The 26,390-nt window shown below is 36.3% G+C and carries 24 protein-coding genes; 16 read left to right on the top strand and 8 right to left on the bottom strand.

Translation table 11 applies throughout. The annotated features are described in order from the left end of the window. Window positions 1-186 precede the first annotated feature (186 nt). The 5 genes from O5640_RS00185 to O5640_RS00205 all read left to right on the top strand — a co-directional run bounded on the left by O5640_RS00185 (window position 187) and on the right by O5640_RS00205 (window position 5,435). Entirely contained in the window at window positions 187-1,542 is a 1,356-nt protein-coding gene (locus O5640_RS00185; protein ID WP_269612529.1) for a YcjF family protein, read from the top strand. Between the two features lie 74 nt (window positions 1,543-1,616). Then, a complete protein-coding gene (locus O5640_RS00190) occupies window positions 1,617-2,582 on the top strand; it encodes a metal ABC transporter substrate-binding protein (RefSeq protein WP_269612530.1) in 966 nt (321 codons plus the stop codon). Beyond that, complete coding sequence (locus O5640_RS00195) at window positions 2,582-3,379, top strand: metal ABC transporter ATP-binding protein (RefSeq protein ID WP_269612531.1); 798 nt, start codon at window positions 2,582-2,584, stop codon at window positions 3,377-3,379. The genes O5640_RS00190 and O5640_RS00195 overlap by 1 nt, the downstream gene beginning before the upstream one ends. Beyond that, window positions 3,372-4,244 (top strand): metal ABC transporter permease, encoded by an 873-nt coding sequence (locus tag O5640_RS00200; RefSeq protein ID WP_269612532.1) that lies wholly within the window; start codon window positions 3,372-3,374, stop codon window positions 4,242-4,244. Before O5640_RS00195 ends, O5640_RS00200 begins: the two co-directional genes overlap by 8 nt. A 12-nt stretch (window positions 4,245-4,256) precedes the next feature. Continuing rightward, window positions 4,257-5,435: a DUF4336 domain-containing protein gene (locus tag O5640_RS00205; RefSeq protein WP_269612533.1), complete on the top strand. Its 1,179-nt coding sequence runs from the start codon at window positions 4,257-4,259 to the stop codon at window positions 5,433-5,435. Here O5640_RS00205 and O5640_RS00210 read toward each other — a convergent pair. Together O5640_RS00210 and lepB are read right to left on the bottom strand one after the other, a co-directional pair. After that, window positions 5,432-5,776, bottom strand: coding sequence for a DUF760 domain-containing protein (locus tag O5640_RS00210; RefSeq protein ID WP_269612534.1), 345 nt, complete (start codon window positions 5,774-5,776; stop codon window positions 5,432-5,434). The genes O5640_RS00205 and O5640_RS00210 overlap by 4 nt on opposite strands. Before the next feature lie 62 nt (window positions 5,777-5,838). Beyond that, complete coding sequence (gene lepB / locus O5640_RS00215) at window positions 5,839-6,405, bottom strand: signal peptidase I (RefSeq protein WP_269612535.1); 567 nt, start codon at window positions 6,403-6,405, stop codon at window positions 5,839-5,841. A 63-nt stretch (window positions 6,406-6,468) separates the two neighbouring features. Here lepB and menD point away from each other — a divergent pair, with 63 nt between their 5' ends. Genes menD through O5640_RS00235 form a run of 4 tightly spaced genes read left to right on the top strand, consistent with a single transcriptional unit; the run spans window position 6,469 to window position 12,125 of the window. Then, window positions 6,469-8,265: a 2-succinyl-5-enolpyruvyl-6-hydroxy-3-cyclohexene-1-carboxylic-acid synthase gene (menD, locus tag O5640_RS00220; RefSeq protein WP_269612536.1), complete on the top strand. Its 1,797-nt coding sequence runs from the start codon at window positions 6,469-6,471 to the stop codon at window positions 8,263-8,265. Window positions 8,266-8,279: 14 nt separating this feature from the next. Next, complete coding sequence (gene menB, locus O5640_RS00225; RefSeq protein ID WP_269612537.1) at window positions 8,280-9,173, top strand: 1,4-dihydroxy-2-naphthoyl-CoA synthase; 894 nt, start codon at window positions 8,280-8,282, stop codon at window positions 9,171-9,173. Window positions 9,174-9,221: 48 nt separating this feature from the next. After that, window positions 9,222-10,676 carry a glycogen synthase GlgA gene (gene glgA / locus O5640_RS00230; protein WP_269612538.1) on the top strand — a complete coding sequence of 485 codons (1,455 nt, stop codon included), beginning with the start codon at window positions 9,222-9,224 and terminating at the stop codon, window positions 10,674-10,676. 54 nt (window positions 10,677-10,730) lie between these two features. Continuing rightward, window positions 10,731-12,125: a UDP-N-acetylmuramoyl-tripeptide--D-alanyl-D-alanine ligase gene (locus O5640_RS00235; protein WP_269612539.1), complete on the top strand. Its 1,395-nt coding sequence runs from the start codon at window positions 10,731-10,733 to the stop codon at window positions 12,123-12,125. A gap of 17 nt (window positions 12,126-12,142) precedes the next feature. Here the strand turns inward: O5640_RS00235 and glmU are convergent, their stop codons facing one another. From glmU to O5640_RS00255, 4 genes are read right to left on the bottom strand one after another with little or no spacing between them, the layout of a single operon-like run. Further along, window positions 12,143-13,483 carry a bifunctional UDP-N-acetylglucosamine diphosphorylase/glucosamine-1-phosphate N-acetyltransferase GlmU gene (glmU, locus tag O5640_RS00240; RefSeq protein WP_269612540.1) on the bottom strand — a complete coding sequence of 447 codons (1,341 nt, stop codon included), beginning with the start codon at window positions 13,481-13,483 and terminating at the stop codon, window positions 12,143-12,145. Between the two features lie 37 nt (window positions 13,484-13,520). Next, a complete protein-coding gene (locus O5640_RS00245) occupies window positions 13,521-14,417 on the bottom strand; it encodes an MnmC family methyltransferase (protein WP_269612541.1) in 897 nt (298 codons plus the stop codon). A gap of 12 nt (window positions 14,418-14,429) precedes the next feature. Further along, on the bottom strand, window positions 14,430-15,764 hold the full coding sequence (gene aroA, locus O5640_RS00250) for a 3-phosphoshikimate 1-carboxyvinyltransferase (RefSeq protein ID WP_269612542.1): 1,335 nt from the start codon (window positions 15,762-15,764) through the stop codon (window positions 14,430-14,432). 53 nt (window positions 15,765-15,817) lie between these two features. After that, entirely contained in the window at window positions 15,818-17,383 is a 1,566-nt protein-coding gene (locus O5640_RS00255) for a UbiD family decarboxylase (RefSeq protein WP_269612543.1), read from the bottom strand. A gap of 64 nt (window positions 17,384-17,447) precedes the next feature. On the opposite strand from O5640_RS00255, the gene O5640_RS00260 reads away from it, so the two are divergent. Genes O5640_RS00260 through sds form a run of 5 tightly spaced genes read left to right on the top strand, consistent with a single transcriptional unit; the run spans window position 17,448 to window position 21,908 of the window. Next, window positions 17,448-18,176 carry a 2-phosphosulfolactate phosphatase family protein gene (locus O5640_RS00260; protein WP_269612544.1) on the top strand — a complete coding sequence of 243 codons (729 nt, stop codon included), beginning with the start codon at window positions 17,448-17,450 and terminating at the stop codon, window positions 18,174-18,176. 28 nt (window positions 18,177-18,204) lie between these two features. Continuing rightward, complete coding sequence (locus O5640_RS00265; protein ID WP_269612545.1) at window positions 18,205-19,029, top strand: carbon-nitrogen hydrolase family protein; 825 nt, start codon at window positions 18,205-18,207, stop codon at window positions 19,027-19,029. Next, window positions 19,029-20,114, top strand: a complete 1,086-nt coding sequence (locus tag O5640_RS00270; RefSeq protein WP_269612546.1) for an N-acetylmuramoyl-L-alanine amidase — start codon at window positions 19,029-19,031, stop codon at window positions 20,112-20,114. The genes O5640_RS00265 and O5640_RS00270 overlap by 1 nt, the downstream gene beginning before the upstream one ends. A gap of 2 nt (window positions 20,115-20,116) precedes the next feature. Next, on the top strand, window positions 20,117-20,914 hold the full coding sequence (murI, locus tag O5640_RS00275; protein ID WP_269612547.1) for a glutamate racemase: 798 nt from the start codon (window positions 20,117-20,119) through the stop codon (window positions 20,912-20,914). Window positions 20,915-20,936: 22 nt separating this feature from the next. Further along, complete coding sequence (gene sds / locus O5640_RS00280) at window positions 20,937-21,908, top strand: solanesyl diphosphate synthase (RefSeq protein ID WP_269612549.1); 972 nt, start codon at window positions 20,937-20,939, stop codon at window positions 21,906-21,908. Window position 21,909: 1 nt separating this feature from the next. Here sds and O5640_RS00285 read toward each other — a convergent pair whose 3' ends face one another. After that, the gene (locus tag O5640_RS00285) at window positions 21,910-22,590 is read right to left on the bottom strand and encodes an HAD family hydrolase (RefSeq protein ID WP_269612550.1); all 681 of its coding nucleotides are present in this window, start codon (window positions 22,588-22,590) and stop codon (window positions 21,910-21,912) included. A gap of 93 nt (window positions 22,591-22,683) precedes the next feature. On the opposite strand from O5640_RS00285, the gene acs reads away from it, so the two are divergent. Further along, window positions 22,684-24,660, top strand: a complete 1,977-nt coding sequence (acs, locus tag O5640_RS00290; RefSeq protein WP_269612551.1) for an acetate--CoA ligase — start codon at window positions 22,684-22,686, stop codon at window positions 24,658-24,660. On the opposite strand, the gene O5640_RS00295 is transcribed toward acs, so the two are convergent. Then, a complete protein-coding gene (locus tag O5640_RS00295) occupies window positions 24,649-25,383 on the bottom strand; it encodes a DUF1350 family protein (RefSeq protein WP_269612552.1) in 735 nt (244 codons plus the stop codon). The genes acs and O5640_RS00295 overlap by 12 nt on opposite strands. 140 nt (window positions 25,384-25,523) lie before the next feature. Between O5640_RS00295 and O5640_RS00300 the strand changes: the two genes are divergently transcribed. After that, on the top strand, window positions 25,524-26,369 hold the full coding sequence (locus O5640_RS00300; RefSeq protein ID WP_420063690.1) for a 3'-5' exonuclease: 846 nt from the start codon (window positions 25,524-25,526) through the stop codon (window positions 26,367-26,369). Window positions 26,370-26,390 lie beyond the last annotated feature (21 nt).

A 26,390-nucleotide genomic window follows, 5' to 3' on the forward strand; every position in this document is an offset into this window, starting at 1 on the left:
CGACAAATTTGAATATCTTGATTAGCACTTTCACATCTAATAAATCGATACCAGCGGAATAACTCGATTTTATTTAGGTATAAATTTCTTTTTTTAAAAACGTAAAACCTTCTTTCTTTGCGGTTATTAAGGGAAAGTTTGCTTTAAAATGAAAGTTAGCTAAGAAGAAACTGTAATTATTGAAATATGGAAAATCATTCATTAACAAAATCATCTCTTTCCCTGCCTTCTTTTTCTATTCCCAAAATTAGTCTTTTTATTGGGCTAACAATTACCGGTCAATGGGTTTTAAGTGATGTGGCCCATATCCCTGGGGGTGGACTTGGATTGCTATTAGGACTTGGTTGTATTTTTTATTTTTTAAAACCAGGAAAGGTTTCATTTGATGCTCCCTCTACTGTTCAAGGTTGGGTAAGAAGATGTCATGACGTTTTAGAGAATTTCGAGTACTTACTTGAGGATGGAGAGCAAAGTGAAAGAAAAAAAGAAAGAATTAATTCCTTGCAAAAAATCATTGATAGAAGCGAAGATCAAAGCATTGGTTTCTTGAAAACAAAAGGCGTAAAATTACCTGATAAAGAGCAATTGGAAAAAGTTTTAGGAATAAACAATCAAATAAAAGTTTCTTTTCCACCAGCTCTTCCTGTAAGAGATCGAAATTGGATTTTGCCAGATTTAATCCAAGAGCAAGATTTTATTGTTTACTCTTTGGCACTTCCAATGAGCGCAGCTGATCTTTTGTGGATTAAAAATATCCCTACAGATCAACCAGCCTGGCTAATGGTTGCCAGTAAAGAATCTATTGATTGGTCCGATGAGCGAAATGCATTAGAGGCTCAATTACCAGATAGATGGACTAACAGAGTATTGAAATGGGATGGATCTCAAACAGAAATGGCAACGGTTCTTTCTCCAATTAAGAAACTTCTTGAAAATCCAAAGAAAAATACTGATATTACTAAGCAAAGACTTTTGTCTCGATTGCATACTTCTTGGCAAAAAGATTTAGAAAAATTAAGAAGAGAAAAATTCAAGGTTATTCAAACAAGATCTCAATGGATAGTTGCTGGTATCGTTTTCGCCTCCCCTGTCGCCTCAACTGATTTGCTTGCAGTTGCAGTGGTTAATGGCTTAATGATCAAAGAAATGTCGAAAATATGGTCTTCCAAAATGAAGCCAGAATTACTTGAAGCCGTCTCGCGACAGCTAGCAATGGCTGCAATTGGTCAAGGTGTTGTCGAATGGAGTGGACAATCCTTGTTGAGCTTAGCAAAGCTTGATGGTTCCTCTTGGGTGGCAGCTGGAACAATTCAGGCCTTGAGTGCTGCTTACTTAACAAGAGTAGTTGGAAGGTCGATGGCCGATTGGATGGCTCTTAATAATGGAGTCACTCAGCCTGATTTAGAACTTATTAAGCAACAAGCTCCTCAACTAGTATCAAAAGCTGCTGAGCTAGAGAGAGTTGATTGGGTAGCTTTTTTAAAGCAATCAAAAGAGTGGATTCAGTCTCAATCTAATAATTACAAAGTTAAATCAGTTTGATTTTATAACTTTCTCTCTAGTATATTTTTTACCTATATTTAGATAAAACATAAATATTTTCTAATTTCAAATTTATGTTCAATAAAAAGATTTTTGATGAGTTTATTTCTAAGAAAAACAAGATAACTAGTTTATCTATTTTTATTGCTTTCAATATTTTACTTTTTACAGGATGTGCAAATAAAAATACTTACAAACCAAATAATGAAAGGTCTTTTGTCTTAACTACTTTTACAATTTTGGCAGATCTTGCTAGAAATGTTGCTGGGGATCGACTTCTAGTCGAATCAATTACTAAACCAGGGGCAGAAATCCATAGTTATCAATTTACACCCAGTGATATTGTGAAAACGAAAGGAGCAAAACTGATTATTGAAAATGGCTTAGGTCTTGAGGCATGGTTTTCAAAATTTATGACTAGCACAGGTGATATTCCCAATGTGAAATTAACCGAGGGGATTCAGCCATTATTGATAGAAGGTGATGCTTATTCAGGGAAGCCAAATCCTCATGCCTGGATGTCGCCCAAAAGAGCTATGAGTTATGTAGACAAAATAGTCGATGCTTTTATCAAAATTGATCCTGATGGAGCTCTTGAATACACATCTAACGCTTCAACCTATAAAGCTAAACTTGAATCGCTTGATAAAGAGCTAAGAGATTCTTTATCCTCTATTCCTAAAGAAAGAAGATTTTTGGTGACATGCGAAGGAGCCTTTACTTATCTGGCCCGTGATTACGGAATGAAAGAGGCATATTTGTGGCCAGTTAATGCTGAAAGTCAGGTAACCCCAAGGAGAATGGTGAATCTAATAAAAAAAATTAAAGAGAATGACGTCCCGACAATTTTTTGTGAAAGTACTGTGAGTGCAGAAGCACAAATGGAAGTTGCGAAATCAAGCGGAGCTGCTTTTGGAGGTACCTTCTACGTTGATTCACTATCAGATCTAAATGGTCCAGCTTCTACCTACATAGATTTACTAAGGCATAATGTTCGATTAATTACTGAGGGTCTATCCAATTCAGCAGTGAAAAAATAATGAACCCAATTTATAAAAGTCACGAGAAAGATTTTATGCGGATTGAGGCAGATCAAGTTTGTGTTGACTACAACGGCACAGTTGCTCTCTACGACGCAAGTTTAAATTTAAAAGCGGGATCTATCTGTGGACTTGTGGGGATGAATGGTGCAGGAAAGTCAACTTTTTTCAAAGCTCTAATGGGCTTCGTTAGACCATCAAGGGGGAAAATAAGGATCAATGGTATTAAGGTTAATCAAGCCCAGAAGGAGCAATCGGTTGCATATGTTCCACAAAACGAAGGAATAGATTATTCATTTCCCGTGAGTGTTTGGGATGTCGTAATGATGGGAAGATATGGAGCTATGAATATTTTACGAATACCAAGAGAATCCGATAGAAGAGCAGTTGTTCATGCCCTTGAAAGAGTTGATCTTTTGGATCTTAGAGAAAGACCAATAGGATCTTTATCTGGAGGGCAACGCAAAAGAGCTTTTCTTGCAAGAGCAATTGCACAACGTGCATCAGTGCTTCTTTTAGACGAGCCTTTCTCTGGAGTTGATGTACCCACTGAAAAGCTCATGGCTGAGCTATTTCTTCAATTTCGACAGGAAGGACACACTATTTTGATATCTACTCATGATTTGAACCATGTTAGAGATTTTTGTGATTTTGTTGTCCTTATCAATAAGACGGTTCTTGCGTATGGTGAAACCTCGGAAGTTTTTACTTCGGAAAATCTAAATAAAACATTTGGAGGAATTCCACCAAATCCTTTATCAGGTCCGACGTCAAGTAAAAATTTTGTAAATGAGTGAATTCCTAATTTCCATTACGCCAATTGATTGGCTGTTGGATCCATTAACTCATGACTTCATGAGAAGAGCTTTAATGGTTAGCGCATTAGTGGGAGGGGTTTGTGGGCTTTTATCTTGTTACATGACATTAAAAGGTTGGGCATTAATGGGTGATGCTGTTTCTCATGCTGTCATGCCAGGAGTAGTTGTTGCTTATGCACTAGGGCTCCCTTTTTCCTTAGGTGCTTTTGTATTTGGAGTTGGTTCGGTTGCTTTGATTGGATTTGTTAAACAGAAATCTAGAATCAAAGAAGATACAGTAATAGGACTAGTTTTTACCGGTTTTTTTGCATTAGGTCTTGTATTAGTTTCAAAAATTAAAAGTAATATTGATCTGATGCAAATTCTTTTTGGAAGTCCTCTAGGGATTTCTCGTTCAGATGTTAACCAGACTTTGATAATTTCATTTATTGTTATATCTATTTTGCTTATATTTAGAAAAGATTTAATGCTTTATTGTTTTGATGCTAAACATGCTAGATCTATAGGAATAAATACAGGTATACTTCATTATTTATTACTAACTTTATTATCTCTATCCGCAGTAGTAGGTTTGCAAACTGTTGGTATTATTCTAGTAGTAGCAATGCTTATCACTCCTGGAGCGACTGCATACTTGCTCACTGATCGTTTTGATAAGATGACTTTTTTAGCAGTCATTAGCAGTTCATTCTCTAGCATTTTAGGTGTTTATATAAGTTATTGGTCAGATATTGAAACAGGTGGATCTATTGTTTTAGTTCAAACAGTAATTTTTCTGATAGCATTTTTATTTGCCCCAAGATATGGAATATTTAAAAACCAAACTTTTATAAATAATAATTAAACTAATTAAACAATGAGTAATCTTTTTTCTGAGCAAAAATGGAGTTGGTGGCCACTTTTCCCGCTCTATCCTTATGGCAGAAAAAAAACAATTTTCCGTGAATTAGTTCCTAATCAGATTTGGAGTTTCGAACAACTTCAAGGAATTTATTATGTTGCTGTTCCAGTGAGGTTGTTAGTTGTAAGAGTAAAGAATGAATTGATGATAATTAATCCTCTTCCTCCAACTGATGAATTGCTCAGAGAAATATATGTGCTTGAGAAAAAAATTGGTCCAGTGAAAACTATTGTTTTACCAACAGCCTCTGGCTTGGAACATAAAATTGCTCTTCCTGCTCTCGCTAGAGCTTTCCCTGATTCAAGAATATGGGTTTGCCCGGGGCAATGGAGTTTCCCGTTTAAACTGCCTCTTGATTGGTTGGGAATTCCATCTAAAAGAACAAATATTTTATTGGCTGATGGATTTCCTCATAATGAATATTGTGACTGGATTCCATTGGGGCCAATTGATATTGGACTAGGACGTTTTCAGGAAATATCTTGTTTTCATAAACCATCAAAATCTTTGTTGGTTACTGATGCACTTGTGGCTATTGAAGAAACTCCTCCAGAGCTTTTTGATTTCGACCCTACCCCTTTATTGTTTCATTCAAGAGAGAAGGGGTCTGAAGAGCTTATTGATACACCAATTTCAAGAAGAAAAGGTTGGCTTCGTTTGGTTCTTTTTGCTTCCTACCTAAGACCTGAAAAGTTGGTGATACCAAAAATAAAAGAAATTTTTAGAAACTCTTTTAAACCAAAATTAAGAAATAAAAGAGCACATTTTGGAATATATCCTTTTGCTTGGCAAAAAGGCTGGGAATTGTCTGCTAAAAAACTAGTTGGAAAAAACTCCCCTCTAATACAAATTGCTCCTGTAATAGAAAGGCTTGTTTTCCCTAGGGGCCAAAAAGCTTTAATAAAATGGTTGAATAAAGTTGAATCCTTACAAAGTATTTCATGGCTAATTTCTGCTCATTACAGCGGTAAGGTTAAACTTTCAAAATATGAAATAAAAAAGCTAAAAAATAAAATTAATAAAGTTGATTGGGCAAATAACCAAGGTGATTTTGGATTTTTAGGTTGGCTAGATCAAAAATTATTGGATATCGGTGTAGTACCGAAAGACCCTTTAAAAAAATTTAGTGATTAAATTTTATCAGGGTCAACTGACATTTCTTCATCACATAAAAGTGTTTCCTCTAACTGTTTTCTTTGCTCCATTTGTCTTAAGAAATAACCTGTCATCATTGCAGAAGCTAATAAACTAGCCAAATTATCCTTGCTAGAGGTTACTTTTACCTCAAATTGCTCTCCAGGTAGCATTCCAAGTAAACCTTGGACATTGTGTCGGATTATTTCTTGAATTTCGGGACTGGCAGATTTTGCAACTCTTTGCAAAACGTCTGCAGGTTGATCTTGTAAGTACTGAATTAGAGCATTTGCCTCATGACCCTCATTATTGTCTGTAGCTAAAAATTCAGGATTAAACATCCAGTTTTTTCCATGTAATTACACAATATCGCAAAATGTACTCTAATAAAATTTAATTTAGGTTATGGGAACCGAATAGGACCTATTTTTTTTAATGGCCAGTACCTTGCAAGTGCTGTACCTATAAGATTTCTTTCTGGGAGAGCTCCCCATATGTGAGAGTCTAAACTGTTATTTCGGTTGTCTCCTAACACCCAAAGTGAATAGTCAGGTACATTAATTGCTTTCATTTCGTATTCAATAGGTTCTTTAATCCAAGGTTCATTTATTTCTTTTTCATTTCTATATAATTTTCCATTAGTGATTTCTATTTTGTCTCCAGGTAATCCTACAACTCTTTTTATTAACGCTGATCCATTACTGTATCCAGCTTCTGTAAGAATTTTTGGAGGTTTAAAAATAACAATCGTATTTAAATTTAAATGTTTATTTAACTTCTGATTTAGTCTTGGAGTTATTTTTTCTATCAATATTCGGTCTTGAATTTGCAAAGTAGGAATCATTGATCCAGATGGAATCCATCTAGGTTCAACTGCTTGCCATCTTAATAAAAGCGCAATTAGTATCCAAACCAACAATCCTTTCCAACTATTTTGGTTTTGATTCTTTTTTGATCCAGTGGATGTCATGAATTTTCTTTGTTTTAGTTTCTTGTTGGAAAGTTTTTTACAAAAATCGAAGTAGTTGTTCTTTTGGCAATTTCACTAGCACGTTACAACTTCTTTATTAGCTTAGAGCTACTTAAAACCCTAGTAGCAAAGGGAGTGAAATATTTTGTCCTTTGCCCGGGTAGCAGATCAGGACCTCTTGCATTGGCAGCAGCAAGTCTCTCTAAAAGAAAAGAATTAACTCTAATAACATCCATTGATGAAAGGTCGGCTGCATTCCTTGCTTTAGGAATAAGTGCAGCAAGTGGACAAATAAGTTGTGTTATTACAACTTCTGGAAGTGCTGTCGCAAATCTTTTGCCAGCGGCTGTTGAAGCAGATAGGTCATGTCATCCTCTCTTGTTTTTAACTGCAGATAGACCTTTGAGATTAAAAGAATGTGGAGCGAATCAAGCAGTTAATCAACAGGATTTTCTGAAGTCTGTTTGTAGACATTTTGATGAATCTCCAAAAGAAGGAATCCATTTGATCTCTAAAGAGAGACTGACATCTTTAGTTGGGAAATCATTTGAAATGGCTTCTAAAAGTCCTGGTCCAGTTCATATTAACCTCGCTTATGAGGAGCCTTTGCACCCTTGCGAAATTGACCAGAAAAAAGTTCTTGATGGATGGGGGCTTGAAGGATTCTTCAAAGACAACATTACTTCAAAAAATATTGAAATTGTTGGAAATTTTCCATCTTTAAAACTACCAAAATTAGATCCATTCTCTTTGGGAATAATTATTGTTGGGCCATGGAGAGGAAAAGCAAAACAACTAGTTTCTTTTAGGGGAGCATTAAAGAAATGGCAAAAATTAACCGGATGGCCAATTCTTGCTGATCCACTTTCTGGCGTTGAAAATAATCAAGAGGGTTTAATCAATCACTGGGATCTTTTTTTCTCAACAGGTTTATTTGAAAAAATTAAAGAGATTCAAGTTTTACGTTTGGGTCCAATTCCACCAAGTAGAGAATTACAAACTTGGCTTGAAAAACCTGGGAAAGTTCAATTACTTATTACCGAGGGAGATTTTAGAAATCTTGATCCAATAGGTGGCGCAACTCAATTTAGTGAAGGGTTTTCTTGTTGGGTTAATAAATTGCTGGAGGCTATCCCCAAAGAGCCAGCATTAGAACAAAAAATTGTTAGTCAAAAGTTGACGAAAGAGCTTATAAAATATGATTTATTCATCCATGATTGGCTTGATAAAAAGTTATTCAGAAATGGGTTGATTACTGAACCTGCTTTAGCCAGATTGCTTCCTCGCTTGTTACCAAATTGTTGCCCTGTGATGCTTGCTTCAAGTAGTCCCATAAGAGATTGGTTAAGTTATTCGGGAGAGGGTGCTTTCTTAAGGAGGTGCTTTGGCTTTAGGGGGGCGTCAGGAATTGATGGGACGCTCTCAATGGGTATGGGATTATCAGTGATTATGGGTAGAATGGTTTTGGTCACAGGTGATTTAGCACTTCTTCATGATACAAATGGCTGGCTATTTTCAAAGGATAAAAATATTAGTCTTATCGTAATCATGATTGATAATGGAGGAGGGGGTATATTTAATCAATTAAATATAGATAGAATTCAAGAAGGAGATTTTGAAGAGATTTTTTTGATGCCACAGCAAGTTTGTCATCTTACACTTGCTAAAGCCTATGGCTTGAAATATAAGCAAGTTGCATGCTTGGATGATTTGGAACAAGCAATTGAATGGAGTTTTTCTTTATCAACAAATGTATTAATAAGAGTTTGTACTAACTCTGTTGAAGATCATACATTGAGAGTAAGTTTACGTGAAGACCTAAAAAAAACATTATCTGAGAGTTTATCAAGTCTTGACTAGATTTAATTTAAACAATGACTTTAAAACCTGTTTCCCCTAAAAATATCCCTAGAAGAGTTCTCCCGGGAGAAATTAATACTTCATGGGTTGCTGTTGGTGAATACAAAGATATTATGCTTGACATAAGTCCTGAAGGAATCGCTCGAGTTGCTATAAATCGTCCTGAGAAAAGAAATGCTTTTCGACCTCAAACAATTTCAGAACTTTGTGATGCATTTATAAGAATAAGAGAAGATCCTAAAATTGGAGTTGTTCTATTTACAGGAGTAGGACCTTCCAAAGATGGAAAATTCTCTTTTTGTTCTGGCGGAGATCAGGCTATACGTGGAAGTGGAGGATACCTTGGTGATGATGGAATCCCGCGTTTAAATGTTCTTGATTTGCAACGTATAATTAGGAGTCTTCCAAAAGTAGTTATTGCGCTTGTTCCTGGTTTCGCAATCGGAGGAGGACATGTTTTACATCTGATTTGTGATTTGAGTTTGGCTGCAGATAATGCAATCTTTGGACAAACAGGACCTAGAGTTGGGAGCTTTGATGCAGGATTTGGCTCAAGTTATTTAGCAAGGGTTGTAGGTCAAAAGAAAGCCAGAGAAATTTGGTTCCTATGCAGGAAATATGGAGCAAAGGATGCATTAGATATGGGACTAGTAAATGCCATAACACCAATTAATTTGCTCGAATCAGAGGGTGTTAAATGGGCTAGAGAAATACTTCAAAACAGTCCGACTGCTATAAAGTGTTTGAAATTTTCTTTTAATGCTGATACTGATGGATTAGCAGGTATCCAAGAGCTTGCTGGTCAGGCAACACATCTTTTTTATACGACTGATGAGTCAAAGGAGGGAAGAAATGCTTTCATGGAGAAAAGGGATCCTGATTTCTCCGAATCAAAATGGCTTCCATGATTTTATTTGGTTTATCCAAAAGATAAATCTTTCTTTTTCATGAATTAAATGCGAATACTTTTTGCTGCTGCTGAATGCGCCCCAATGATAAAGGTTGGAGGTATGGGTGATGTTGTTGGTTCTTTACCTCCTGCGCTTAAAAAACTTGGACATGACGTTCGATTAATAATTCCGGGGTATGGAAAACTATGGACCTTGATGGATATTTCCCCTGAACCTATTTTTCGTGCCAACACAATGGGTGTTGACTTTTCTGTTTTTGAAACAAGACATCCCTCCAATGGGTTGCCAATTTATTTAGTTGGACATCCATGTTTTGATTCTGAGCGTATTTACGGAGGAGAGGATGAAGATTGGAGATTTACTTTTTTTGCTAGTGCAGTCTCTGAATTTGCATGGAACTCATGGAAACCACAAGTTCTACATTGTCATGATTGGCATACTGGAATGATCCCAGTTTGGATGCATCAAGACCCCGAAATCAGCACGGTATTTACTATTCATAATCTCAAATATCAAGGCCCATGGAGATGGAAACTTGATCAAATAACTTGGTGCCCATGGTACATGCATGGTGATCACACTATGGCATCAGCAATGTTGTATGCCGATAGAGTGAATGCAGTATCTCCTACTTATTCAAGGGAAATTCGAACATCTGAATATGGAGAAAAATTAGAAGGACTTTTAAATTATGTTTCTGGGAAATTACGTGGAATATTAAATGGAGTTGATCTAGATGAGTGGAATCCGGAAACGGATAATTCATTGCCAGCTAAATTTAGTGTAGATAATATTTCTGCTAGAGCAATTAATAAAAGAGTCCTTCAAGAAAGAATGGGACTTGAAGTGAATCCAGATAAATATCTAATGGGAATGGTTGGTAGGCTTGTTGATCAAAAAGGTATTGACCTTTTACTACAAGTAGCTAATAGACTTCTTTCCTATACTGACTCTCAGGTTGTGGTTCTTGGTACCGGAGATCGCTATTTAGAGTCATCTTTATGGCAACTTGCAATTGAGTATCCTGGTCGTTTTTCTGTTTTTCTTACTTATGATGATGCGTTATCTAGGCTCATTTATGGAGGCGCTGATGCATTCCTTATGCCTAGTAGGTTTGAGCCATGTGGAATTAGTCAATTATTAGCTATGCGTTATGGTTCTATTCCGATAGTTAGAAAAGTAGGCGGTTTAGTTGATACAGTAGAGCCTTATAACCCCATGAATGAAACAGGTTCCGGATTTTGCTTTGATAGGTATGAAGCAATTGACTTTTATACAGCCTTAGTACGTTCTTGGGAAGCATATAGACATCAAAAAAGTTGGAAGGAGTTACAAGTAAGAGCAATGTCGAATAAATTTAGTTGGGATAGATCCGCGAGGGAATATGAATTAATGTATAAAGATGTTTGTGGAATTAAAGAGCCTTCTCCTGATGCCGCTGAGGTCGAAAAGTTTTCTTTCGGCCAAGAAGCAGATCCTTCACGGAAAGGAAAAAAATAAAATCATAGGATTTTTGAGTTTTTTTGATTACTTTGCTTCTGTTCAAATATTTGTATGAATATTACTTTTAAAGATTTAATTAAGCTATGGGGGGAGCCATGCAATCAAAAGGGAATAGACCTTGATTTACCTATCGCTCATATATCTACTGATTCGAGGACAATTGAAAAAGGCGATTTCTTTGTCCCTTTAGTAGGCAATACATTTAATGGACATGATTACTTAGACAGGGCTTTTGATATTGGTATACAGGCAGCAATAGTTTCTGAACAATTTAATGGTTTGGTACCTACTTCCATTCCTCACTGGGTGGTTCCAGACACTCTATACGCCTATCAACAGATCGCATTACTTCATAGGAGAAAATTAAATCTTCCTGTAGTTGCTGTTACTGGTTCAGTTGGTAAAACAACTACAAGAGAATTGATTCGGGCAGTACTGTCTCCTCTTGGTGAAATTGTTGCAAGCAGTGGGAATGAAAATAATGATTTTGGTGTTCCCAAAACGCTGCTTAGAGGGTCGGAAACAGATGCTGCATTTGTTCTTGAAATGGGTATGCGTGGCTTAGGTCAAATTGAACGTCTCTCTCGAGCTGCTGAACCCGATATTGCTGTAATTACAAATGTAGGACAAGCTCATATCGGTATTCTTGGGAATAGAGAAAATATTGCAAAAGCTAAGTCGGAAATCACCTCATATCTTAAATCTGATGGCGTTGTGATAATTCCTTTTGGTGACAATCTATTAGAAAAAGCTTTATTAGAAAAATGGTCAGGACGTATTGTTCGAGTAGAGATAGAGGACAATTCACTGAATTGTTTAGGTTGTAATGACGAACATTTAGCTTCTCAAGATATTGAACCAGATTATATTTCTCAAATTGACAAGCAAAATAATTTAATATTTTTTGAGGGTAGTAAATTTAAATTGCCTCTTGAAGGAAGACATAATGCTATGAATTTTCTTATGGCATTGACCGTCGCAACAGAATTAGGACTATCAATTAAGAATCTTGATCAATTAAAAATAAATTTGCCAATGGGAAGAAATCGATTGGTTGAATGTGGACAATATTTAGTTTTAGATGAGACCTATAATGCATCTCCCGAATCTGTTATTGCATCTTTAGAGTTATTAGTAAGCAAGCCTGGCAGACACTTTGCAGTTTTAGGTACGATGCTTGAGTTGGGTTCTGAGAGTATTTCACTTCATCAAAAAGTTCTTAAAAGAGCCGTTGAATTAGGTCTCGCTGGAATTGTTTTTGTCTCTTGTGGGGAGGAGTTTCATATCATAAAAAAGATAATCAAAGAATTACCTAATTATGACGTAGTAAGAACACCAAGAGCTGCAGCTACATCACTACTATCATGGCTTTCACCTGGAGACAATATTTTAATTAAAGGTAGTCGTAAGTTGGAATTGGAAAAAGTATTACCATATTTACAGTAATAACTTGGCAGTTATAGTTAATCAATCTTAGTTCTAATAATTGCTTTTGATCTTTCAACTACTAAACTTTTATCGGGAATATCTTTACATACTGTTGACCCCGCACCAATTGTGACATGTGCCCCAATTTTGATGGGTGCAACTAGGACTGAATTGGCACCGGTTTTTGAATGATCATCAATAATTGTTCTATGTTTATTTTTGCCATCAAAATTAGCTGTAATAGTCCCTGCTCCAATATTAATATTCTTCCCTAGATCTGAATCTCCCACATAGCTTAAATGATTAATTTTTGTTCCTTCACCAATAAAACTTTTTTTAATTTCTACAAAGTTCCCTATTTTAGAATTTTTACTTATGTTTGATTCGGGCCTTATGTGAGCGAATGGACCAATTGATGTATTAGTCCCAATCTCTGCTTCATTGATGTATGACTGAATAGCTAATACATTTTCCGCAAGTGTTGAATTTGTGATAACACTACCTGGCCCTAAATGACATCCATTACCAATATCGCATTTACCACGAAAATGTGTTTGTGGCTCAACAATTACATCTGTACCGAAGCTTGAATCCTCACTCAGAGAACAACTAATAGGATCAACAAATGAAACTCCCTTTCTCATCCATAAAGATTTAAGCTTTTCTTGGATATAATGTTCGCATTCAGATAATTGAAACCTATCATTAATGCCCTTGATCTCAAATGGATTATCCACCTGGAAATGTAATGCTTTTTTGAGCAAACTTATAGTATCTGTTAGATATATTTCATGCTGACTATTTTTATTAGACAATAAGTTTAAAACGTCTAATAATTGTTGCCAATTAAAACAATATATGCCTGCATTTATTAATTTATTTTTTTTCTGTTCATTAGTGCAATCCTTCTCTTCGATGATTTTCTTTACTAGTCCAGACTTATCTGTGAAAACTCGTCCATATCCTGTTGGAGAGGATAAATTTGCTGATAAAAAAGTTACACTCGCGTTGGATCCTTTGTGGAATTTTAAAAGTGAACTTAGAGTTTCTTCTCTTAGCAGAGGTACATCGCCATTTAATACTAAAAGCTCTCCTTTAAACCCTTTTAACTTTGGTATTAATTGCTGGATCGCATGTCCAGTACCATTTTGAGGTCGCTGAAGAACAAAATCTAAGTCTTGATGATTTTTTAGAGAGTCCTCTACAAGGTTAGCTTGATGTCCTACAACTATTAATCTACGGCTTGGACTGAGTCCCTGAGTGGAAGACAAAACCCTATCAATAAGTGATTTTCCTGCCAAAGGGTGAAGAACCTTAGGCAGGTTGCTTTTCATTCGCGTACCTTTCCCAGCCGCTAAAATTGCTATGGCAAGCATTAGAGTACTTTTTTGACGAAATCTAATTGCTTTATTGCTATCGCGCAGTATTCCATCTTTTTCTCCAGGATGAAGTGTTTATTAATTGACTTTTAGATTGCTCTATTTCTCTTGTTGAAATAATTTCTTGAGAGCTCCCTTTTCCTGTTGGATCTCTGTAAGGAATTGATGAACGCGTATTAAGGTGTTCTACTTCTCTAGTGCTTAAGTCTTTAAGCTGACATTCTTTTGAAATCAAATCTTGTTCTGATCTTTTTTTCATAGCAACTGTCCCTAAACTCCATTTTTTTTGATCAACGATTGATGGAACTATTGAATAGATTTTTAAACCTGCTCTTTTGAAACTCGCTCTAATTGAGGCAGCAGTTGAATATGTAATCAAGCGGCCTTTGGCGGATAGCCTTCCGGTTAATAAATAGATGAATTCCTCACTCCAAAGCTCAGGACACTTTTGTGGAGAAAAAGGATCGAGAAGAATTAAATCAAATCTTAGTGAACTTTGTATTTCGTATATTTTTTTTCTTGCATCTCCCCAGTGAATAATACCTTCATTAAAACCATCAGTCCACTTACCTGATTTGTTTAAGCAATTAAAAAAATGCAATACTTTTGGAGACCATATCTCTTGAAATATCTTTTCTTTAAGAGCAAGATTTAGAGGCCTTTGATCAATCTCAAGCCCATGCCATTCAATTTTTATATTGCTTTGAAGTAATTTTTCGAAAATACATCCTGTATTATAGCCCAATCCCATGCAAACATCTAAAACAACTATTTTTTCAGTGTTAGAAAATTGTTCTAATTGAGCGGGTAATAGATATTTATCAATTGATTCTTTAAGTGCTCCGTCCTTATCATGAAATCCCTCTTTATAGCTAAAGCTATAAAGACTTAAACTCCCATCTTTTGTTGTATGTTTTTTGAAACTATTCAATTCTAAAAGAAGCTAATTCTTTTGTTGAAGTCTCTTAAGATCACTCCAAAATTCAGGATATGAGATTGCTGCAGCTTCACTACGACGTAATGTCGAATTTGAATTAGCCAAGATTGATGCAATAGCTAAACTCATTGCCACCCTGTGATCATCCTCGCTATCAAGCTCGCATCCTTTTAAATTATTTCCTCCATAAATGGTTAGACCATCTTGATGTTCATCTACTTTGGCTCCCATCCTTTTTAATTGCCTGGTCATTACGGCTAAACGATCAGTTTCTTTAACTCTCAATTCACTTGCTCCCTTTATTTGACTGATACCATTACAAAAACATGCGGCTACAGATAATATGGGTATCTCGTCTACTAGTCGAGGCATAATATCTTCATCAATCTTAAAAGGTTTCAAGTTTTCTTTGTAGAGAACTTCTATGTCACCAACAGGTTCACCTGCTACATCTCTTTCGTTTGTTACATTGATACTTGCCTCCATCATCTCTAATACGTCAAGTATTCCAGTCCTTGTCGGATTTAAACCAACATTTTCAATGATTATTTCAGATCCTGGTATTATGCTACCTGCAACTAGCCAAAAAGCAGCGGAACTAATATCACCAGGAACTATAATTGATTGACCTTTTAGGTCTTTTCCAGGGAAAACAGTTATATGTCTACCCATTTCACCACCTACCTCTATATTGGCTCCGAAAGCTTTTAACATTCTCTCGCTATGGTCTCTTGATCTGGCAGGTTCAATAACAGTCGTTGAACTTTCTGCCTTAAGAGCAGCAAGAAGGATTGCAGATTTTATCTGAGCACTTGCGACTGGTGTACCAATTACGGCCCCTCTTAATTTATTCCCCATGATCGAGAGGGGGGCAAAGTCTCCACCACATCTCCCAGAAACTTTAGCCCCCATCATCTTTAATGGCTGTCCTACTCTTTTCATTGGTCTGTTCCTTAGTGATTTGTCTCCTGTAAGGATGAAATGATGACCTTCTTGACCGGCTAATAACCCCATTATTAATCTCATAGTTGTTCCTGAATTTCCGCAATTCAAAATGTCTTGAGGCTCTTGGAGACCATTTAATCCAACGCCATCAACTTCAACGATGCTTCCTTTTTTAATTGGACTAATCTTTACGCCCATTAATCTCAAACATTCAGCAGTGCTCAAAGGATCTTCAGCAGGTAAAAGACCTTCAATGATTGTTTTCCCTTTGGCTATAGCCCCAAACAGTAGTGCTCGATGTGATATTGATTTATCTCCAGGTACTTTCACTTTCCCACAGAGTGCTCCTCCCTTTTGAAGGTCTTTTAAAGACTGCTCTTTAGTAGGAACTTTCAATGAAAAAACAATATATTTTCTTATTTTATTTATCGATTAGCTTTATTCTTGATTTATGAATTGTTTATTTTTTTTTGACGCATTAGTTCATCGATGACGTACCCAAATAATTCTGGACTTGGTTGGTTGTTTTCCAACTCAGATAACCCTAGCTCTGCCCATCTTTCATCGACTTTGTCTTCAAGCTCTTTAGGCCTTGTTAATGGTTTTCCCCAATCATGATTTTTCTCTGGGCCAATTTTTGTTGTTGCATCAATAGCTAATCTGCCTCCCAGTCCTATGTTCTCACTAGCGAAGTCAAGGGTATCAAAAGGAGTGTTTTCTAATATGAATAAATCTCTTTGAGGGTCAACTTGACTGGATAAAACCCAAACCACTTGTCTAGGATCTCTTACATTAATGGTCGAGTCGACGACAACAACAAATTTTGTATAGGTAAATTGTGGTAAAGCACTCCAAAAAGCCATTGCAGCTCTTTTTGCCTGACCTGGATATGCTTTATCAATAGATATGACTGCTAACTTATAACTCAAAGCTTCCATTGGAAGGAAAAAATCAATAACTTCAGGAATTTGTTGTTTAAGTATGGGTGTATAAATTCTATTTAATGCTATTGCAAGCATGGCCTCTTCTTTTGGAGGTCTACCGCTGAAAGTGGTTAAAAATATCGGGTTTTTCCTTTGAGTCATACAGTGGAATCTAATTAAAGGTGAGGATTCAGCAGCTCCATAGAACCCCATATGGTCTCCAAATGGACCATCCATCATCTCTTCACCCGGAGATATAGATCCTTCCAGAATAATTTCACTGTGACTTGGTACCTGAAGATCGATGGTTTTGCATTTAGTTAATCGAACACCTTCTCCTGCATATAAACCTGCAAATAGCCATTCGCTGAGTTGTACTGGAATGGGAGTTGCTGCAGCCATAACAAGAAGTGGGTGAACTCCAATTGCAACAGCAACTTCTAACTTTTTATTCATGGCAGCTGCTTTTCGAAGATGCCTAGCTCCTCCTCTGACACTTAACCAATGAACTGTCATGCTCTTTGCAGATTGTTTTTGAAGTCGATAAACACCAACATTTGGCACGCCAGTTTCAGGATCTTTTGTTATTACTAGACCTAGAGTGACGGCACCGCCAGCATCCTCTGGCCAGGGTCTTAAAAGTGGCAACTGATTTAGATCTAATTCCTTTTCACTAATTACTTTTTGATGGCACGGTGGTAATAGATCAATATCGGGACGGGCTTTGAGTAGATCCCAAGCAACTGAAGCAAAAGCTTTGGTTTCTTTAAATCCTTTCGGAGGCCTTGGTTGCTGAAGAAGGGCTAATTTTTTCCCTAAATCTTCCAATTGTTCTTGCTTCTCTAAGCCCATACTCCAAACCACGCGATCCATTGTGCCAAGTAAATTGACTGCAACAGGTATTGATGATCCTTTTACATTTTCAAAAAGTAGAGCAGGTCCTCCCATCCCAAGGACTCGATCGCTTATTGCTGCGATTTCTAGATCACTATCAACAGGACTGCTAATTCTCTTTAATTGACCTTTTTTTTCTAGAAGAGCAAGAAAATCTCTAATGTCCCGTGTAAGAGGTTCTTTACGAAATAATTTCATGAAGGTCTGCACGATTAACCTATTTATCTAGTTACTGTGACGCAAGTTGTCAGCCTTTGTGGAAATGAAACTTTCTTATTTTTATGTAGCAGCAGATGTTCCTATTGGGATTATTCCTGAATCCTCAGTGGTAATTGATGTTCTAAGAGCTACAACAACTATTGCCTGGGCTCTTGAAAATGGAGCTGATTCAGTGCAAGTGTTTGCAGATGTTGATGAACTTAAAAATCAGGCAAAGACATTTGACGCTAAAGATAAAATTCTTGTTGGAGAGAGAGGAGGGAAAAAATTAGATGGATTTGACTTGGGAAATTCTCCATTGGGAGTCTCAACTGATCGAGTAAAAGGGAAAAGAGTTTTTATGAGTACTACAAATGGAACAAGGTCATTACATCGAGTTAGAGAATCCAAAAGTTTGTACACAATGGCACTCCCAAACAGGAAAGCTATTGCTGAAAGATTGAAAAGTGATAATCCTAGAGAAGTTTGGATTGTTGGTAGTGGGTGGGAAGGTTCCTACTCTTTAGAAGATTCTTTAGCTGCTGGGGCTTTAGCCTCTCTTCTGATGGATCAATTAGAGTCGGTTCAGATATTAAACGATGAATTGATGTCCTCAATAGCACTTTGGAAAAATTGGGAGAATGATGTTGAAGGATGTTTACGTGTTGCAAGTCATGGACAAAGACTTGCAGGGATAGGCAATCATGATGATGATTTTGCTTGTTGCTCTTCTTTGGACAACCTTTCTATTGTTCCAAAACAGATTGAGATGGGCGTACTTCGCTCAAACTAAACTTTTAAATTATTTTTCTTTTAACTCAGTGTCAGATTTTTTGGCTGCGGCCTTACAGCTAACCAGTACCTCAGATATAGATGCAAATCTCAATGCCGCAGAAGAACAAATTGAGTTGGCTTCCAGGCGAGGGGCTGATCTTGTTGGACTTCCTGAAAACTTTGCATTTTTGGGTGAGGATCAAAAAAAATTAAAAATTGCATCTTCAATTTATGAAAAATGCAATAGTTTTTTAGTAACAATGGCAAGAAGATATCAAGTTGTTTTGCTTGGAGGTGGTTTCCCTGTCCCCGCTGGCGATGGAGTAAGAACTTTAAATAGAGCGGAGTTGTTTGGAAAGGACGGTCAATCTCTAGCAAAATATGACAAAATCCACCTTTTCGACGTTGATCTTCCTGAAGGTAATACCTATAGAGAGTCTGAAACAATAGTTTCCGGAAGTGAATCTCCACCTGTTGTTGAGGTGCCAGGACTTTGCAAAATAGGGTTATCTATCTGTTATGACGTGCGGTTTCCTGAACTTTATAGGGATTTGGTCAATAGAGGAGCAGATTTATTAATGATTCCAGCTGCTTTTACTGCTTTTACGGGAAAGGATCATTGGCAAGTCTTGCTTCAAGCAAGAGCTATTGAAAATACTGCTTATGTTGTTGCTCCAGCTCAAACGGGTCGCCACTATGGCAGAAGACAAAGTCATGGCCATGCGATGGTTATTGATCCTTGGGGGACAGTTTTGGCAGATGCAGGGGTTCTTCAAGGAGCAGCAATAGCTCCTGCTGATAAAGAAAGAGTCGAGAGGATCAGAGGACAAATGCCCAGCCTAAAACATCGAAAAACAGAGCTTTTTATTTGATGTTTGAAGTTCAATCTTTAAAGTCAAAACTTGCATTTATTGCGGGATCTTTTTTTTGTTTAAATCTTTTTATTTCTTTACCGCTCAGATCTGCTAGCGCTCTTGCTGCATGGGCCTTAACTAGTAACGGTACCCTTAGATTACGAACTTCCACTGGGGCTAAATTAGATGCTTTTTATCAATCCTCAAACAGTGATAAAGGTGAAAGGGTATGGATTGATTTCCCTGGAGAATTAAGCCGTCCTAGAACTATTAAAGGTAATGGATCAGTTAAGGAAATAAGATTAGGTAAACCTGCGAAGGGTAAGACAAGGCTTGTTATTGAGTTTCTTCCATCAGTTGAATTAGAACCATCAAAATTACAATTAATTGGTATCACACCAAACACATGGGAATTGAAATTTATTGGTTTAGAAAATAATTCTTTTCGTTCTATTGAAGAAGGTAATATTTTAAGAAATTCAATAAAAAGAACTTTTGAAAAAATAAAGATTCAAGATTTAGATATTTCTTCTTTACCCAATGTTCCTTATGGAAAGTATAAAGTTGTTATTGATCCAGGCCATGGTGGTTCGGATCCTGGTGCTGTCGGAATTAATGGATTAAGAGAGACTGATATTGTTTTGGAAGTGTCAAAAAGTGTTTCAGGATTTCTAACAAATAAAGGGGTGAAAACTATTTTAACTCGGAATCATGAGAGAACATTAGACTTACAACCGAGAGTTACTAAAGCTAATAATTCAAAAGCTGATGTTTTTGTTAGTATTCATGCAAATGCAACAAGAGGAAAGCAAAAAGATGTAAATGGTTTAGAGACCTATTATTACTCTGGTTATAAAGGTTATTCTTTAGCAAAAAATATTCAAAAACAAATTTTAATTTTCTCTCCTCAAAGCCCAGATAGGGGGGTTAGGAGATCTAGATTTTATGTAATTAGAAAAACATCCATGCCTGCAGCTTTAGTAGAGATTGGATTTGTTACTGGTATGTATGATGCAGATTTATTACGACAAAAAGGTTACAGAGATAAAATATCTTTTGCTATCGCTAAGGGAATACTGAATTATCTAAAAGTCTCAAATTAGATATGCGACTTGGATTGTTTGATAGTGGTATAGGAGGCTTTACTGTTTTAAAAAAAGTAATGGAACTATGTCCCAATAATTCAATTATGTATTTAGCTGATACAGCAAGACTTCCATATGGAGTCAAGTCAAATAATGAGATTGTTCAAATTGCTGAAGAAATATCAACTTGGTTTAGTTATCAAAAAATTGACGCTTTTTTGGTTTCATGTAACACAACAAATGCCATTGCCTTGGATGTAATTAAAAAAAATTTAGATGTCCCTGTTTTTGACTTGATTGGGTCTGCGGCCTCAATCATCAAGGAACCTAGAGTAGGTGTCTTAGCAACTCCCTCTACTGTTAAAACAAAGGCTTATACAAATTCGATTTTAGAATGCCAACCAAAAACGTTTGTAATCGAACAACCATGCCCTGAATTTGTTCCAATGATTGAAATGGGTAATATTGATTCGGATGAGATTACTAATGCTGCAATTAGGTATTTACAACCTCTTTTAAAAGAAAATATTTACTCTTTAATTCTTGGCTGTAGTCACTATCCTCTCATAACTCCATTGCTGACAAAAATGTTACCTTCTAATGTTAAATTGATTGACCCAGCTGAAGCTCTTTCTTTGAAATTAAAGTTGTTTTTGGATTCAAAAGTGAGCAATTATTCAAAGAAAAAAAATTTAGTTGATTTAAAGTTTTATGTAACCTCTAATCTTAAAAACTTTCCCAATAAAGCTAATTATTGGTTGAACGTGTTTCCTGAAGTTAATCTCGTTTCACTGCAGAAGAAGGGTTGTGTCTCTTAATATCAAAAAGTAGAGCGGTTTTATGACCACAGCCACGGAAATTCTTCAACCTGTAGAACTTGATCTAGAAGCATTGCTACTAGATCTTCGCAGCCTCATAGGTGCTGGACACCCTATTTTGCAGGCAGCTGCAGAACATCTTTTTAGTGCAGGGGGTAAACGTTTAAGGCCTGGGATAGTTTTATTGATTTCAAGAGCTTTGACGTCTGAAAAGGATCTTCCTTTGAAGCATAGAAAGTTGGCCCAAATTACTGAGATGATTCATACAGCTTCTCTTGTGCATGATGATGTCGTTGATGAAGCTGATACTAGAAGAGGTGTTGAAACTGTTCACAGTCGATTTGATCCCAGGATAGCTGTTTTAGCAGGAGATTTCCTATTTGCACAAGCAAGTTGGCATCTAGCAAATCTTGAAAATTTAGATGTTGTTAAATTGTTAAGTAGGGTGATTATGGATCTAGCGGAAGGCGAGATAAAGCAGGGGCTCAACAGATTTGATTCAAGTCAATCCTTTGAGAGTTATTTAGAAAAAAGTTATTGTAAAACAGCTTCACTAATTGCTAATAGCTCCAAAGCTATTGGTGTTTTATCTGATGTAGATGAAGAGAGTTTAAATTCACTTTATTTTTTTGGAAGACAATTAGGATTAGCGTTTCAAGTGGTTGATGATATCCTAGATTTTACTGGAAATGATAAACAATTAGGCAAACCAGCCGCTAGTGATCTTCAAAGTGGTTATCTTACTGCCCCAGTTTTCTATGCTTTGGAAGAAAATCCAACTCTGAGTGAACTTATCAATGGTAAATTCTCTAAAAAAGATGATCTTGATAAGGCTTTGTCTCTAGTAAGAGATTCAAGTGCGATCAAAAAATCAAGAGAATTAGCCGAAAAATTTGCGTCTGAATCAAAAGATTCAATTTCTTGGTTGCCAGATTCCCCATCCAAAAAAGCATTACTTGAATTGCCTGAATTTGTAATTAGCAGACTTTATTAATTCAATACTCACTCAAAATTTGTTCAATTTCTTTTAAATGGCTGATTTGTTTTAAATTAATTGGTTGATCAAGAATTTCTTTTTTCTTAATTTGATCATGTTTTTCTTTTAAAAAGAAAACAAAACAACCTGCCGCTAAGGCAGAAGATACTCCAGCAATTGAATCTTCAACAGCCCAACAATCCTGAGGAGCTAGATTTAATTTTTCAGCAGCTAATAAATATGGATCTGGAGCTGGTTTCCCTTGAACTAGTAATTTGTCATCCCCTAGGACTATTACAGAAAAAAGATTTATCCATTTATGTGGAGCTGTTTTTATTTGGAAAGATTCAAAGCTGCTACTGGTTACTAAGGCCATTGGGATATTGTCTTTATGACACCTTTTGACCAAATTCTCTCCACCTTCCATAACTTTTGCTTTAAGGATGAGTTGTCTTGAGATGGGTTTATGTATGTTTAGTAAGTGTTTCGCCTCCACTGCCTTTGGAATTAATTTAACCAGTTCATTGGCACAATCAATTCTCCTTTTACCTCTTAAGAGTCTTAATTGACTATAAGTTAGATTTAGATCGAAAATTGCGGCGGTTTCTTTCCATGCTTTTCCATGTAGGGGTTCTGAATCAATTAGAACTCCATCAAGATCAAATAATAATGCTTTAGGAAAATTACAATTTTTCTTCATTATGAATTTGTTTTAAATAAGAGTTTCACTATTCAAGCCTTTTGGTCAGAAATAGCTTGAATGCAATAAATGAAAAAGTTGTTTTTATCTTTCATGAACTCCGACAATTCTAACTCTATTGAGTCTGTTCTTCAGGAGCAGAGAATTTTCCCCCCCTCTGATGACTTTTCCAGTAAAAGTAGAATCTCATCTTTCTCTAAGTATTTGAAACTGTCGGAGATAGCTAAATCAGATCCAAATAAGTTTTGGGGTGATGCAGCTAGAGAAGAATTACATTGGTTTAAATCTTTTGATAAAGTACTTGATTGGTCCAATCCTCCATTCGCTAAATGGTTCGATGGAGGGAAAACTAATATTTCCTTTAACTGTTTAGATCGTCATTTAAATAGTTCAACAGCTAACAAAGTCGCCTTGATTTGGGAAGGTGAGCCAGGTGATCAAAAAAAATATACCTACAAAGAACTACATAAAGAAGTTTGCAAAGCAGCTAATGCACTCAAGTCTATAGGCATAGGGAAAGGTGATCTTGTCGCTTTGTATATGCCGATGGTGCCTGAAGCTGCAATTGCAATGCTTGCTTGTGCAAGGATAGGAGCACCACATTCAGTGGTATTTGGAGGCTTTTCCTCTGAGGCGCTCAGAGACAGATTAATTAATGGTGAAGCGAAAGCAATAATTACAGCTGATGGTGGTTTTAGAAAAGATAAAGTAATTCCTCTCAAAGATGCTGTTGACTCAGCATTGGAAGGTGGTAGTTGTCCAAAGGTCGAATCAGTTTTAGTTGTTCAAAGGACTAAAAAAAATATTGCCATGGTTGATGGTAGAGATTATTGGTGGCATGAAATTGTAGATAGTCAATCAGCAGAATGTTTGCCGGAACAAATGGATAGTGAGGATTGCTTATTTGTTTTATATACTTCTGGCTCTACAGGGAAACCAAAGGGAGTAGTTCATTCAACTGCTGGGTATAACCTTTGGTCTCATTTAACTTTTAAATGGATTTTTGATATTCGTGAAAATGATGTTTATTGGTGCACCGCTGATGTTGGTTGGATAACTGGGCATAGTTATATCGTCTATGGCCCACTATCTAATGGCGCAACTACTGTTATGTACGAAGGTGTTCCTAGGCCATCAAATCCAGGTGCTTTTTGGGATGTAATTCAAAAGCATAAAATTTCGATTTTTTATACTGCTCCAACAGCCATAAGGGCCTTTATGAAAGCTGGGGAAAAGATTCCCCAGCAATATGATTTATCTAGTTTGAGGCTTTTAGGAACTGTTGGAGAGCCAATTAATCCTGAGGCTTGGATGTGGTATAGAGATGTTATTGGAGGGGGGAGATGTCCAATAGTTGATACATGGTGGCAAACAGAAACTGGTGGAGTAATGATTAGTCCCCTTCCCGGAGCGACCCCAACCAAACCTGGATCAGCAACTTTCCCTTTGCCTGGGATTGAAGCCGATGTGGTCAATTCATATGGGGAGTCTGTCGCCAGTAATGAGGGTGGATATTTGGTAGTTAAAAGACCATGGCCTGGAATGATGAGAAATGTTTATGGAGATGAAAAAAGATTTAGAGAGAGTTATTGGGAGTATTTAAAACCCTCAGACAATAGCTATATATATTTTGCTGGAGATGGGGCTCGAAGAGACGAAGAAGGTTATTTTTGGGTCATGGGGCGAGTTGATGATGTTATAAATGTCTCTGGTCATAGGCTTGGAACAATGGAAATAGAATCAGCTTTAGTTAGTCATGAGCTTATTTCAGAAGCTGCAGTAGTTGGTAGGCCTGATGATTTAAAAGGTGAATCAATAGTAGCCTTTATCACTTTGAAAGCTGGTGCAAAAGTAAACGAAAATATAGAGGCACAATTAAAAAAACATGTAGTGAATGAAATAGGACCTATTGCCAAGCCTGATGAAATTAAATTTACTGATTCTCTTCCTAAAACTAGAAGTGGAAAAATAATGCGCAGAATTTTAAGAGCACTGGCTTCAGGCGATGAAATAAGTGGAGATACAAGTACTCTTGAAGATCGATCTGTTTTAGATAAATTAAGAAGTTAAGATTTCCCAATGAGTTATTTGATTGACTATTAAATCAATATTTTCGTATTTTAAAGAGTTTTCGAGATTAGATTTTAGTAACTTTTCTCTTAGTCCCACGCTGACTGGGGTTAGATGATTACCGTCTAGGTTCATGATTTTAGATTTATCAGCGGATCTTTCCTTTAATGATTGAAGTAAAAGATCATTTTGATCTAGGTTATCGTTTTTAAATTTAATTAATAGATTATTTATTTGCTCATAGTGTTCTCTAACAAGATTTAATGTTTCGCTAGGACTTGGACTGAATTCAGTCTGAAAGTTAAGCTTTTGAGACATTTTTCTAAGCAAAGGTATTGATTTATCTGCCTTAAAATTATTAAAGCTTATAGCTACTAAACCATCGCAATTTCTTCCTCCATCCGGTGCCAGCAAATGTAATTTGCATCCAAGACTATGACCCAGTCTTATTGATTTTTGTATTAAACCAACTCTTTTTTCAAGAATTTTTCGAGATTGACGGAATTGTTTCCACGCATGATTTGCTTGAAGTTGATGATCAAAGTTAGGAATATAGCTCCATGAATGAACTGCAAAATCTCTTCGTAAAAAACTAGAAATAAGTCTTTTGTATGTAATTTCTGGCTTGATTGAGATATAGCTACCACCAATTAGTTCTACAAGACCTATTGGTCTTGAGGGCCATTGACAAGAAACATCGCTTATACGCCTAAAAGTGCTCATTAGATGATAATCACTCTTCAACAGAACTAGAGAACGATTATAAATTAAAAATAAGTATCTTTTATTTCTAATGTTCTACTAAGTTTTTATTCAACTATGTTTTTTTGATGATAATAGAAGTATGACTAATTAATTTTGAAGTGAAAGAAGAGCAGAATCACCAGAAAGATAGCGAACAGCTTGGCTTTCTATATGAAACAACTAAAGAAATTGCCAATGAAAAAAAGAAAGATCTTAGAGAAAAAAAATCTTTTAAATCAAAAGAAGAACAGGCTGAAATTTTAAGTAAAGAACATTTTCCTGAGAATATCTTGATTTTAGATACTGAAACCACAGGTCTTGACAATGAAAAAGATGATTGTCTTGAGGTAGGTTCGATCCTTTTCAATGTAAAAAGTAGATCGGTACTAGCGCAGCAATCTTTCCTTTTGCCAGTTGAAATCAATAACGCAGAAAAAATAAACAATATTCCTGCTGAAATAACTAGATTTCCTCAACCTCTTTCTGAAGCAATTAAATATTTTGAATCTTTAGTTCGAGTATCAGATGTGATCGTTGCTCATAATGCAGAATTTGATATGAAATGGTTTGGTCTAAATAAATTGCCTCAGATTGAAAAACCATGGATTTGTTCTATGGACGATATAACTTGGCCAACTGATAGACAATTGAAGACTCGTCCTTCAGTGAGAGATCTTGCATTGGCTTATGGTGTTCCTGTTTGGAATGCACATAGAGCTTTGACCGATTGCATATATTTGGCAGAGGTTTTTATAAGATGTAGCGAACTTGAAAAACTATTGATAAGAGCTTTAGAGCCAAAAATTCTGGTTCGCGCTGAGATTTCCTATGATGAAAGGTATTTAGCTAAAAACGCTGGTTTTAGGTGGAATGATGCAATTAAGGGAGCTTGGTCTAGGAAAATGAGTCGTCGGGAAAAGGAGAAATTAGAGTTCCCTGTTCAGGAGGTTGACTTTCATGGTTGAAGTAGATTTTTTCATAAAGTA

Source organism: Prochlorococcus marinus str. MIT 0912 (assembly GCF_027359595.1).
Taxonomy (GTDB): domain Bacteria; phylum Cyanobacteriota; class Cyanobacteriia; order PCC-6307; family Cyanobiaceae; genus Prochlorococcus_B; species Prochlorococcus_B marinus_C.